Source organism: Streptomyces sp. MNU76, assembly GCF_020982545.1.
GTDB lineage: Bacteria > Actinomycetota > Actinomycetes > Streptomycetales > Streptomycetaceae > Streptomyces.
The window spans coordinates 436,608-448,977 of the sequence record NZ_JAJKLK010000003.1; the positions used below are offsets into that span (position 1 = coordinate 436,608).

Annotated in this window: 8 protein-coding genes and 1 pseudogene; 2 read left to right on the top strand and 7 right to left on the bottom strand. The window is 72.1% G+C overall.

Annotation, left to right across the window (positions count from 1 at the left end):
• Positions 1-31: 31 nt before the first annotated feature.
• The 5 genes and pseudogenes from sbnA to E4N62_RS08295 form a co-directional block, all read right to left on the bottom strand.
• Positions 32-1,042, bottom strand: coding sequence for a 2,3-diaminopropionate biosynthesis protein SbnA (sbnA, locus tag E4N62_RS08275; RefSeq protein ID WP_230213289.1), 1,011 nt, complete (start codon positions 1,040-1,042; stop codon positions 32-34).
• Between the two features lie 45 nt (positions 1,043-1,087).
• Entirely contained in the window at positions 1,088-2,131 is a 1,044-nt protein-coding gene (gene sbnB / locus E4N62_RS08280; protein WP_230214067.1) for a 2,3-diaminopropionate biosynthesis protein SbnB, read from the bottom strand.
• Positions 2,132-2,168: 37 nt separating this feature from the next.
• Entirely contained in the window at positions 2,169-3,260 is a 1,092-nt protein-coding gene (locus tag E4N62_RS08285; RefSeq protein ID WP_230213290.1) for a TauD/TfdA family dioxygenase, read from the bottom strand.
• The gene (locus E4N62_RS08290; RefSeq protein ID WP_230213291.1) at positions 3,257-5,764 is read right to left on the bottom strand and encodes an amino acid adenylation domain-containing protein; all 2,508 of its coding nucleotides are present in this window, start codon (positions 5,762-5,764) and stop codon (positions 3,257-3,259) included. Before E4N62_RS08290 ends, E4N62_RS08285 begins: the two co-directional genes overlap by 4 nt.
• Before the next feature lie 13 nt (positions 5,765-5,777).
• Positions 5,778-8,284 (bottom strand): annotated as a pseudogene (locus tag E4N62_RS08295) (Pls/PosA family non-ribosomal peptide synthetase).
• A gap of 569 nt (positions 8,285-8,853) precedes the next feature.
• On the opposite strand from E4N62_RS08295, the gene E4N62_RS08300 reads away from it, so the two are divergent.
• Both E4N62_RS08300 and E4N62_RS08305 read left to right on the top strand, forming a co-directional pair.
• Complete coding sequence (locus E4N62_RS08300; protein ID WP_230213292.1) at positions 8,854-9,978, top strand: YihY/virulence factor BrkB family protein; 1,125 nt, start codon at positions 8,854-8,856, stop codon at positions 9,976-9,978.
• Positions 9,979-10,285: 307 nt separating this feature from the next.
• Positions 10,286-10,981 carry a helix-turn-helix domain-containing protein gene (locus tag E4N62_RS08305; RefSeq protein WP_230213293.1) on the top strand — a complete coding sequence of 232 codons (696 nt, stop codon included), beginning with the start codon at positions 10,286-10,288 and terminating at the stop codon, positions 10,979-10,981.
• A gap of 85 nt (positions 10,982-11,066) precedes the next feature.
• Here the strand turns inward: E4N62_RS08305 and E4N62_RS08310 are convergent, their stop codons facing one another.
• Together E4N62_RS08310 and E4N62_RS47860 are read right to left on the bottom strand one after the other, a co-directional pair.
• Complete coding sequence (locus E4N62_RS08310) at positions 11,067-11,471, bottom strand: VOC family protein (RefSeq protein WP_230213294.1); 405 nt, start codon at positions 11,469-11,471, stop codon at positions 11,067-11,069.
• A gap of 86 nt (positions 11,472-11,557) precedes the next feature.
• Complete coding sequence (locus tag E4N62_RS47860) at positions 11,558-12,148, bottom strand: hypothetical protein (protein ID WP_268269142.1); 591 nt, start codon at positions 12,146-12,148, stop codon at positions 11,558-11,560.
• Positions 12,149-12,370 lie beyond the last annotated feature (222 nt).

The window sequence follows — 12,370 nt, forward strand, 5'->3', positions numbered from 1 at the left end:
ACCGGTCGGCGCCGGGCACCCGGAGGCCGGCTCAGACGGGCGCCGCCAGCTCGCCCGTCCCCAGGTCGCCCGCTCCGAACTCCTCCTCCGGGTCGAGCACGGCCTCGCCGTACTGCTCCAGCGGCCAGCCCGGCCGGTAGACGGTGTCCAGGTAGCGTTCGCCGAGGTCGGGCGAGATCGCCACCGCCGTGGTGTCGGGCGAGCCGTTGCGGGCCAGCCACTCACCGGCGCCGCTGACGACCGTGCCCGTGGAGCCCCCGAAGAGGAAGCCCCGGCGGGCCAGGCGGTGGCAGGTCCGTACGGTGTCGACCTCCTCCACCCGGACGACGTCGTCGACGTACGACGCGTCGAGGAGTGCCGGCGTCACGCTCGTGCCGAGCCCCGGGATCATCCGGCGTCCCGGCGCCCCGCCGAACGCGACCGACCCCACACTGTCCACGGCCACGATCCGCACCCGGCGCCGCCGCTCCCAGAACCACTGGGCGCAGCCCATCAGCGTCCCGGAGGTGCCGACCCCCACGAACAGCACGTCCAGGCGCGGGAACTGCCGGGCGATCGCGGGCGCGGTGGTGCGGTAGTGCGCCCGCCGGTTCGCCTCGTTGGTGTACTGGTCGAGCCACACGTACCGAGGATCGGTGGCGCACAGCGCGCGGACGTACGAGATCCGCGCCCCCAGGAAACCGCCGTGCGGGTCCGGCTCGGAGATGACGTGCACCCGGCTGCCCAGCGCCTCGATCACGCGCCGGGTCTGCGGATTGCACCGGGAATCGGTCACGCACAGGAACCGGTAGCCCCGGCTCGCCGCGATCATGCTCAGCGCGACGCCCAGATTGCCGGACGACGACTCCACGAGCGTCGAGCCCGGCTCGAGACGCCCCTCCCGTTCGGCGGCCCGCACCATCTCGGACGCGGCCTTGAGCTTGATCGAGCCGGCGAAGTTGAACCCCTCGCACTTCAGGAAGAGCTGCTGCCCGACGACCTGGCGCAGATCGACGTACAGCTCCTCCTCGTTGAAGTCCGTGGGAACGGATATGACTGGCACCGCTGCCCCCCTGGTTGTGCATGTCGTACTCGCTGCGCCCGGCGGTCAGCCGTGGCGGCGCAGCTCGTGGAAGAAGTCGTCCACGATCCGCAGTCCGCCGGAGCGGGCAACCTCCTCGTGGACCTGAGCGCCGACCGCGAGGTCCAGGACCCCGAGGCCGAAGGGTGAGAAGACCACCGGACGGTCCGCCGGCACGGTCGCCCGACCGGTGAGGACGTCGTGGAGCGTCCCGTCGAGGAAGTCCCGCGCTCCGGTGAGCTGTTCGGTCAGATGCGGTGACGTGTTCGCCTTGAGGCAGTGCTCGACGTCGTCGACGAAGTTCGCCGACGCGAGGATCACCTCGGGCGCGAGATCGCGCAGCGACACGTGCAGCACCAGCGGATCGTGGGCGAACCACTTCGGTTCACGGATGTGCGGCTCGCCCGCGATCGTCGCGAAGACCACCAGGTCGCTCGCCCGGATCACGTCCTCGGCGCCGTCGTACACGGTCACCCGCCCGGCCGCGCCGGACCGCTCCAGGTACCCCCGGAAGCCGGCCGCGCTGTCCGCGGCCAGGTCGCGCACCCCCACCTCCTCGAACGCGAAGCCGGTCGCCGCGAGGAACGTGTGGATGTGCCGGGCGATCAGCCCCGTGCCGACGAAGCCGACCCGCGTCGGACGCGGCGCCCCCCGGCGCGCGGCGCTCAGCCGGTCGGCCGCCAGCGCCGCCGAGGCCGCCGTCCGGGTCGCGCTGATGACCGAGGCCTCCAGACACGCGAACGGATAGCCGGTGGCGTGGTCGTTGAGGATCAGCACGGCGGAGGCGCGCGGCAGCCCGGACGCCGTGTTCTCCGGAAAGCTGGAGATCCATTTCAACCCGTCGACCTGGAACTTCCCGCCCAGCGAGGCGGGCAGCGCGATGATCCGCGAGGAGGGGCGGTCGGGGAAGCGGAGGAAGTACGACGGCGGGTTGACCGTGTCGCCCGTCCTCCCGTCGCCGTGCAACAGATAGGCGGACTCGACCAGTTCGACGATCTCCCGTTCCCGGCCCCGCAGGGCCTGCTGCACCTGGGCGCCGGAGATCACGGCGAAACCCGGAACCCCGGCCATCGGAACCTCGGTCGGCGGAACCTCGGTCATCGGAAGCTCACCTCGTCCTTCGCGTCGAACCGTTGGCAGGGGATTGCGGCAGCCGTACCGGATCGGCCAGGCCCACCAGCACCTCGCGCGGCCCCTCGAAGGGCTCACGGCTGTGGGCGCAGCGGATGTTGTCGACGAGCAGCAGGTCGCCCGCTCGCCACGGGGTGCGGACGGTGTGCCTCTCGTAGACCTCGTTGAGCGTCTCGATGACATCCGCGCCGATCGGATCGCCGCCGCCGTAGCGGGTGTTGAAGGGCAGCCCGGCGGGCCCGTACAGGTCCACCAGGTACTCGCGGACCTCGGGGTCCATGGTCCATTCGCTGAGGAACGCGATCTGGTTGAACCAGCAGCGGCGGCCGGTCACCGGATGCCGGAGCACGGCGGCCCGCCGCTGCCGGGTGTGCAGCGAGCCGTCGGGGTGCCAGGCGAACTCGATGGAGTGCGCTCGGCAGTACGCCTCGACGACCGTCCGGTCGGCGGTGCCGAACGCCTCGGCGACCGACGCACCGATCTCGTCGTTGTACGAACGCGTGAGCAGCCAGCCCTCCCGCTCGAACCGCTCGGTCACCTCGCGCGGCAGCGACGCGTGTACGGCCTCGGCGTCCGCGATCCCGGTCGCCCCGCCCCGCTCGGCCGCCTGCAGACAGGCGAAGAGCAGCAGGCCGGGGAACTCCAGCGCATAGCTCGACTCGTGGTGCATGCACATCGGCTGGTTCGACGGCCAGGTTGTCGAGGAGTGCACGCCGTCCACGTACGACCGGCGCGGCGCGAAGGCCTCCCGCTCGGCCGTCAGGGTGTCGGCCAGCTCGTGGAAGACCGCGCCGGTCTCGGCCGCGTCCCGCAGCCCGAGGCCGCGCACCAGCAGCGAGCCGTGCTCGGCGATGGCGGCCCGCAGGGCACCGCGGTGAACGGCGGCCCAGTGGGCGGCGGGTTCGGCGGGGGAGACGGTGAGGAGCGGCGGCTTGTCGGTGGAGAGTTCGATGTCCGGCAGGGCGATGGCAGCCGGGGACGGCGTCGGCGTCGATGCGTTCTCCGTCTCAGTCTCCGTGTCCCCGCGGCCGCGGCGCCCTCCGCCGCGTCGACGGCTCAGAAAGCTCATGACGACCTCCCCGTGGTGTCGGCGGCGGAGCGGGGCGCGGAGTGTGGCGTCCCGTCGACGGTGTCGGCCCCGGTCCTCGTGTCGAGCAGCCCGGCCAGCCCGGCCAGGGTCGGATGGGCGGCCACGTCCTTGGGGGACACCGCCCGGTCCACGGCGATCGCCAGCTTCACCGCCGACAGCGAGGTGCCGCCCCGGTCGAAGAAGTGGTCGTGCCGGCCGATCCGGTCCCGCGGCACCCCGAGTACCTCGGCCCACACGGCGGCCAGCCGCTGCTCGGTCGAGGTGAACGGAGGCTCGCCCGACCCGCCGCGCGCCGTGTCGAGTTCCTCGGCCAGCGCGGTCAGCGTCCGCCGGTCGGTCTTGCCGTTGGCGGTCAGCGGCAGGCTCTCCCGCCGGTGGAACACCGTCGGAACCATGTACGCCGGCAGCGTCGCCGCCAGCCGGTCCCGCAGCTCCTCGGCCGCGAGCGGCCGGCCCGAGTGGAAGGCGACCAGGTGCGCGCCCCTGGCGACCACCACCGCGCCGTCCCGGACGCCCGCCACCTTGAGCAGCGCGTTCTCCACCTCACCGATCTCGATGCGGAACCCCCGCACCTTGACCTGGGTGTCCCGGCGGCCCAGGAACTCCAGCTTGCCGTCGGGCCGCCAGCGACCGTGGTCCCCGCTGCGGTAGAGCCGCTCACCGGGCCGGTACGGATCGGTGGTGAAGGCCCGCGCGGTGCGCTCGGGGTCGTTGACGTACCCGCGCCCCACGCACACCCCGGAGAAGACGATCTCCCCGGGGGCGCCCAGCGGCACGAGGGAGAGGTGCTCGTCGACGACGTACACGCGGACGTTGCGGACGGGACGGCCCAGCGGCACCCGGTCCCCCTCCGGAGCGCGGTCCATCACCTCGTGGTTGGTGTCGTCCGAGGTCTCGGTCAGCCCGTAGGCGTTGACCAGCGGTATCCCCGGCTCGGTGGCGAACCAGCGCTGCGCCAGCTCCTTCTTCAGCGCCTCGCCGGTGACCGACACCCGGCGCAGGTCGGGCAGTTCACGGGGATGCTGCGCCAGATGGGCGAGGACCGCTTCGAGGTACGACGGCACCACCTGGACCACGTTCGCCCGGCCGCTCGCGATCCGGTCGACGAACCGCCCGACGTCCAGGATCACCTCCTGCTCCACGAGCAGGGTCCGCCCGCCGGCCAGGGGAGCGGCCAGCAGCTGCCACAGGGAGATGTCGAAGCACTGGGGCGCGGTCTGCGCGACCACGTTCCCCTCGCGGACGTCGAGGTCGTCGAGCTTGGCGTGGAGGTGGTTGACCATCCCGGCGTGCTCGCACATCGCGCCCTTCGGCTCGCCCGTGGAACCGGACGTGAAGTAGATGTACGCCAGCCGGTCCGGCCCGATGTCCAGGCCGAGGTCGGAGTCCGGGTGGGCCTCGTCGTAGGCGTCCTCGACCAGCAGCCGCCGCACGCCGGGCAGGCCGGCCAGGGCCCGGTCCAGCGTGTCCGTGCTGCCCCGTTCGGTGAGCACCAGCTCGCAGCCGGCGCGGGCGAGGACGGTGGCGACGCGTTCGGCGGGGAAGTGCGGTTCGACGGGCAGATAGGCGCCGCCCGCCTTGAACACCGCGAGGACGGCCGCCATCCAGTCCAGGTTGCGTTCGGTCACCACGGCGACGACGCCCTCGTGACCGAGGCCCCGGACCAGCAGGGCCCGACTGAGCTGGTTGGCGCGGGAGTTGAGCTCGCGGTAGGTCCAGCGCCGGTCGCCGTGGACGGCGGCGACCGCGTCCGGGTGCGCCACCACCCGCTGCTCGAACAGCTCGTGCACCCGGCGGTCGGGCAGTTCGCGTCGCGGACCGGCCAATCCGTCGCGCTGGAAGCGGAGTTCGTCGTCCGCCACCAGGCTCCGCCGCCCGTGCTCGGCGTCCGGTTCGGTGGCGAGCCGGGTGAGCGCGGTGACGTGGTACCCGGCGATCCGGGCGGCGGCCTCCTCGTCGAGCACGTCCGTGCGGTACCGCAGCCGCAGCGCGGGACCGTCGTCCCGGTGCACCAGCCCGACCCGGAGGACCACGTCCCCGGCGAGGTCGCCGTCGCCCCCGCTCGTGTCGAGCACGGTCTCGAACGGCGGTTCGTCGAGGCCGAGTTCGTGTCGCAGGGCGGCCACCGGGAAGGCGGCGTGCGTCAGCAGCTCGGTGGTGGTCCGGTGGGTGTGCGCCAGCAGGGCCCGCCAGGTGTCGCCGGGTGCGACGGTGAGCCGGCAGGGCAGCAGCCGGCCGTCCTCCAGCCAGCCGGTGGTGATCTCGACCTCGCCCGACAGCGTGGCGAGCACCCTGGCGTGCGCGGCGAGCAGTGCGGCCGTGCCGTCCGCAGCGGTCAACAGCCCATCCGCAAGGGGTACTTCGTAGGCGGCGACCCTCTTCGCCGGGTCGGTGCTCCACTGCGGTATCGCGGTCCGCCCCCCGGCGGTGAGCACCTCGTGCCAGTACTTCCGGGCAGCGTCGCCCGGCTCCGACCGTTCCATGTTCTTCCCCCGATTACCGTGTTCCGGTGGTCTCCGTCGCCGGGTTCCCGCCCCAGCGCGCGTGCGGCGGCACCTCCTCGCCCTTCATCAGGAAGGAGTCGGGTGCCAGCACGGCCCCCTCGCCCAGCGTCACGCCGTAGTGGACGAACGCCTGGACCTCCAGCGTGGTGCCGGCGCCGATGGTGATGTGGTCGGACTTGTAGGTGCCGTCCTCCTGCGAGTGCGCCTGGATCTTGCTGCCGGCGGCGAGGGTGCAGTCGTCCCCGATCTCCGTCAGCGTCCGTTCGGTGATGTACGCCCCGTCGTCGAACACCCGGCGTCCGATGCGGACCCCGAGCAGCCGCCAGACGAGGTTCTTGTACGGGGTGCCGTTGAGGATCTCCAGATGCCGGTCGGGCAGCTTCCACAGCCGCTCCTGCCGCCAGAAGACGGGGTCGTAGATGGAGCACAGCCGGGGGCGCAGCGGGCGGAAGCCGGTCAGGGTCCGTTCGACCAGCGCGTAGTAGAGGGCGTTGAAGACCAGTGCCGTCAGGGGCAGCGCGGCGAGGGCGAGCGGTGCAGCCGGGCCGTCCACGTGGCCGTACAGGTCGAAGGCCGCGAAGCCGAGGACGGTGAGCGCGAAGGTGTGCAGCCAGCGCAGGAACAGGAACAGTGCCATCGAGCGCAGGTTGAAGCGGTTCTTCGCGGCGAGCCGGCGCCGCAGCTCCGCGCCCTCGCGCAGATGGTCGAAGCGGCTGTCGCGCTCGACCGTGCGGGGTATCTCGAAGGGCGGTGAGCCGAGCAGCCCGACCCCTTCGCGGACCTCGCCGTCGAGGGGCACCAGCACCTTGGTCGCCAGCAGACAGTTCTCGCCGGTCCGGCCGCCGACCGGGTAGGCGATGGCGTTGCCCAGGAAGTTGTGCCCGCCGATCGCCGTCCGGGAGACCCGGAACGAGGTGCTGGAGTAGTCCGCGTTCATGACAGAGAGGCCGTCGGCGACCATCGTGCCGCTGCCGACCTTCACCAGGTACGGCGTCTCGTGCTGCATCGCGGTGCCGAAGTTGGACCCGGTCTGTTCGACCCGCGAGAGGTCGTATCCGAGGGCCTTGAGGTAGGGGACGATGTACGAGCTGTCGCCGCACAGCCACGTGAAGAACCTGAGGTTGGTCAGGCGGGTGATCGCGCGGTGCGTGGAGTAGTGGAAGCCGTACAGCGGATAGACGCGGTCGGGTTTCACCAGCGGGCGCAGCAGCCTCGGCACGACGAACACCAGGACGGCCCCGGCGAGGATCGAGCCCGCGAACAGCGCGAGTGACAGGGCCATCGCCTCGACGTAGAAGCGGGCCGAGGTGGCGTGCAGTGCCGCCGGGTCGAGCAGGGTGTCCAGCTCGGGCGCGGTGGTGAGCAGCAGATAGGTGCCGCCGACGGTCAGCGGCACGTACAGCAGCAGGGTCTGGAGCAGCGCGCCGAGTGCGTAGCCGGCCCGGCGCAGGGGCGGTGGGGGCGGGGGACCCGGATGTGGTCCACGTCCGTGGGGCGGGCCGGTGAGCCGTGCCAGCTCTCTCCGGCCGGGACGGACTCGCCGGCCCGCAGCGCGGAGGAGTGGCCGAGCTGGGAGCCGTCGCCGAGGGCGGTGCCGATGTCGAGGACGGTGTGCTCGCCGACGAAGGCGTCCCGGCCGAGGGTGACGGTGCCGGTGCGGATGCGCCCGGCGCGCGCCCGGTAGCAGAGGAAGTAGGAGTCCTTGCGGATGACGGTGCCCGCGCCGATGGTCAGCAGGTCGGTGCAGACCGGCAGGGTGCGGCTGAGGATGGTGACGCCCGGTCCGATGCGGGCGCCGAGGGCCCGCAGATACAGCACGTACAGCGGGTTGCCGACGAACAGGGCCATCGGGCTGGTGCGCAGCAGGGTCCTGACGAGCCAGAACCGCAGGTACGCCGGGCCCCACACGGGGAACTCCCGGGGCTTCCACCGCCCGATCAGCAGCCACTTGGCGGCGACCGGCAGGATGCACAGGGCGAGGAAGGCGAGCGCCCCGAAGACGGCCGAACGCACATAGATCTCGACCACTCCGGAGGCGTCCGCCACCCACTCGTATCCCTGTGCGTATCCGGAGGCGGCGAGCAGGCAGTAGCCGCCGAAGAGGAGCAACTGCAGCACGCCGCACAGGACGTAGCGGAACGTGCTGCCCGGGTGCACGGGCTCGGCGGGCTCGGGCGGGGCGGCCGGCGGGGCCGGTGCTTCGGTCAGCGCGGCGGCGAGGCCGCGGATCGTCGGGTGGCCGTAGACGTCCCGGATGGACACCGACGGCAGATCGGGGTGCTTCCTGACGCGGGCACAGAAATGGGCCATCGTCAGCGAGTTGGCACCGAGGTCGTCGAAGAAATGGCTTTCTGCGGGCACGTGTTCGATGTGTGCGACTCCGGCGAGAATTTCGGTGAGGAGTCGCTCGACGGCGGTGTACGATTCCGCCGCGTCCGGCTCGGCCCCCTGGACCTCGCCCGGTATTTCCGCCACGGGTCGTGGCGCTGGCAATGTCATTGAATTTCTCCGCGACAGGTATTGCGATGGAAGGCGCCCGGGGGTGAACGGGACGGCGCGCGGAATGACAGAAGGAGGGGGGAGAGTTGCAGGAACGGAGAGCGGTGACGGCTGTGGCGGAATAGATCAGGCCTGGCCGGAGCTTTGGCTGGGCCCCCGGTGTGCGCTGTGCCGGCATCTGGTCCGGAGGGGCGCAGCGGAATGCAATCCGGATTCTTTCGGTACATTCACGAACAGGTCAAGGGAGGTCGGGTAATTGACGCTTTCCCGCCCCTTCTCCGATCTCGTCCGACCTGTCGGGTCCTGGTCCCCGCCCTGTTCCAGCGGGGAACTTTCTAAAGGGGCGGTACAAACACACCCGCGCGTTCCACTTCCGTCCCCTCATCGATTCAGCCAGCACGTTCATGACAGAAAAGGAGATTCGGAATCATCTTTGATTTCTGTTGGGTTTCCCTTTGTTTGCTGCCCCGTGACGCGACCGGAGGGGGCCGTGCGCCGCACGCGCACCGTGGCGCGGCAGGCGGCACCGGGAGGTGAGGGCGGCACGCGCAGGCGGATACCGTTAGGGCGTGCAGCCAGCAAGTCAGTCACCCCCACCGCCGGAGAGCCCCCAGGGGCGTCTCCACCGCGCCCGTGCCCTCTACCGGGACGTCTCCAAGCGCAGGACCGCCTGGCTGCTCCTGAAGGACACCGTCAACTCCTGCATCGAGTACCGCATCCTGGGCCTCGCGGCCGAGGCGGCGTTCTTCACGCTGCTCTCCGTGCCGCCGCTGCTGCTCAGCATGATCGGCCTGCTCGGCTACGTCGACGACTGGACCGGCGCCGACACCATCGCCAGCCTGGAGCTCAACCTCCTGGAGGCGTCGCGCACCGTCCTGTCCGAGAAGGGCGTCACGCAGATCGCGCAGCCCATCCTGGACGACGTGATGAAGGGCGGTCGACCCGACGTCATCTCCATAGGCTTCCTGTTCGCCCTGTGGTCCGGCTCCCGCGCGGTCAATGTCTTCATCGACACCATCACCGTCATGTACGGCCTCGACGGCGTCCGCGGCATCGTCAAGACCCGGCTCATGGCGTTCCTGCTCTTCCTCGTGGCGCTGCTGATCGGCTCGATCGCGCTCCCGCTGATGGTGGCCGGCCCCGACGCCGTCGTCCGGATCGTCCCGTGGTCGGCGACCGTCGTCCAGGTCCTCTACTGGCCCGTTGTGATCGTCCTGTCCATCGTCTTCCTGACGACGCTCTACCACGTGTCGGTGCCGGTCCGTTCCCCCTGGGTGGAGGACGTCCCCGGCGCCCTGGTCGCCCTCGGCATGTGGGTGCTGGGCAGCTTCCTGCTCCGCATCTACCTGACGAACACGGTCGAGGGGGCGACGATCTACGGCTCCCTGGCGGCCGCCGTCGCCGTCCTCCTGTGGATCGGCGTGGGCGCCTTCGCCGTCCTGGTCGGCGCCGCCGTCAACGCCGCGATCGACCGTGTCTGGCCCGCCGCGGCCACGGCCGCCGCCCGCGCCGCGAACGAGCGCCTCCGCGAGGAACAGGCCGCCGAGTACGTCGCCCGCGCGGCCGCCGCCCGCTCCCACGACCCGGAGGACCCCGACATGCCCTCCGAGTTCCCCGAACGCTGGTCCCGCTTCCTTCCACCGGAGGACGTGACGTCGCGTTTGCGGTCGCCGGCGAAGAAGGGGGAGGAATAGGGCCGCGGCAGGGGGCCGTGGCCGGGCGTGGGCAGGCGGTGCGTCGTCAAGCGCCGGGTGACCCCAGGCTTTCCAGGGGCGCGGGGAACTGCGCGGGCAACCCAGCACGGTCCGCAGTCCGCAACGGTCCGCAGCCCCGTGACGGTCCGCCCCGCCCGTGACGGTCCGCAGCCCGCGACCGGCCGTGGGGCTTCGTTGGGGCCGAGGCGCTCAGACATCCGCGGGCCGGCCGTGGTTCCTCGCGCAGTTCCCCGCGCCCCCGGGCCGGCCGGGCGTAGCCCTTGGCCACAGGGCTAGCCTCTTCGTTGTGTATGTCGAAAGGGCCTCTCGGCTGGGTGGGGCCGTGGTGTGGACCGACAGCCCGAGTCGGCCGAGTCGGCCGGGCGCGGGGCGGGTGCTGCCCGACGGGTGCATGGACCTGCTCTGGAACGAGGGGCGGCTGATGGTCGCCGGCCCCGACACCCGGGCGTACGTCACCGAAGGGGCGTCCGACAGGTGGGCGGGGCTCCGGTTCTTCCCCGGCCAGGCGCCCGGCTTTCTGGGGGTGCCCGCCCACGAGTTGCGGGACCGACGGGTGGACCTGGCCGAGCTGTGGTCGCCGGCGGTCGTGCGGCGGCTCACGGCCCGGGTGAACGCGGCGCACGATCCGGCGAGCGGCCTCGAAGAGGTGGTCCTGGAACGGGCGGCAGAGGTGGGCCCGCCCGATCCGGTGCTGCGGCAGCTCGTCGGCGCCCTTGGTGCGGGCCGGTCGGTCGCGGCGACCGCCGACGAACTCGGGCTCGGGGCACGGCAGTTGCACCGAAAGTCGCTCGCCGCCTTCGGGTACGGACCCAAGACGCTGGCCCGGGTGCTGCGGCTGCAGCGGGCGCTCGCGCTGGCCCGGGACGGCGTGCCCTTCGCCGAGACGGCGGCCCGGGCCGGCTACGCCGACCAGGCGCATCTCGCCCGCGACGTAAGGGATTTGGCGGGGCTGCCCCTCGGCGAACTGCTCGGCGGGCGGTAGCCGCGACGGGCGGCCGCCCGTCGGTGGGAGGCCACCCGTGGGTGGGAGGCCACCCGTTCGCGGAAGGCCACCCGTTCGCGGGAGGCTACCCGTCGGTGGGCGTCGGCAGGGGCGCGAAGAGGTCGACGCCGTTGCCGTCGGGGTCCAGCACCACGGCGTAGCGCTGGCCCCACACCGCGTCCCACGGCTTGAGTTCGCCGTGGTACCCGGCGCCGGTCAACTCCTCGTACACCGAGTCGACTTCGGCGGGGCTGTCGCACAGCAGAGCGAGCCCGGCACCGCCGCCCGTCCCCGGGCGGTACGCCGGATGGAAGGAGCGGACGGTTTCCTCGGTGTCGAGCAACAGCCGTAGCCCGCCCGGCAGTCGGGCCTCGGCGTGCGGCAGGTTCTCGGCACCCTCGGGGAAGTCGAAACCGAGCCGGCGGTAGAAGGTGACGGAGGCGGCCATGTCCGAGGCCACCATCCCGATCGCGTCGAGTCGTGGAGTCATGCGGCCACCGTAGGGTGAGGGGCGACGCCCGGTCTTGAAGGAATCGGACACGTGCGCAAGCGCTCTCACGGAACGGAGCCTTTGGCTCACCTGTGGAACATCTGTGCGGCAGGATGGTGGGCATGTCCATGCTCCGTACCGCGCGGGTTCTGGTGCCGCTGGCGCTTCTGCCGACGCTGCTCACCGCCTGCGGGACCGAGGAGGTCGTGGTCGGGGACAGGGAGCCCCTGAAGCCGCTCCCCGACCGGGCCGAACTGCACGCCCGTGCCGAGGCGCTGGGCCTCGCGCCGGGGCTCGTCTACGTCACCGAGTCCCCCGGGTTCACGCTGGCCCGCCAGTCCGTCGGCGTGTACGGCGACGACGGGTTCTCCGCCGCCTACTGGTCCCACGAGAACAGCGCCCAGCTCCTGCTCCTCGTCGACCGGGGCAGGATGACCGCCGCCGGCTGTCCCGAGGAGCCGGTGGGCCAGGGCACGGGCGAGGCGGTCCACTGCGAGCGGGACGGGGACGCCTGGTACCGCACCTCGGCGGGACAGCACGAGTACGCCGCACCGGAGGACGGGAACCTCCTTCGGATCAGCGCCGCCGAGACCGCCGTCGACCGCGACGCCCTGCGGGCAGCCGCGCTCGCCGCCCACCGCCCCACCGACGCGGAACTGGCCTTCCTCCTCCCACACCGCCACCGCGACAGGCCCCGCCCCACGGCAGGCCGGTCGAACGCGGAGACCTGCCCCCGGCGGGCGACGGGGCCCCGCGCGAGGACGCGGGCGCCTCGGGCTGAGCCCCCGCCGACACGGGATGCCCGCCGGGCCCTGCCCGGTGTGGGGGGCCGACCGCCCGGCGGCGTGGGCCTCAACCCCCGGGGCCGCTGTTCGGGCGGATCGGCCTTCCGGAGGGGC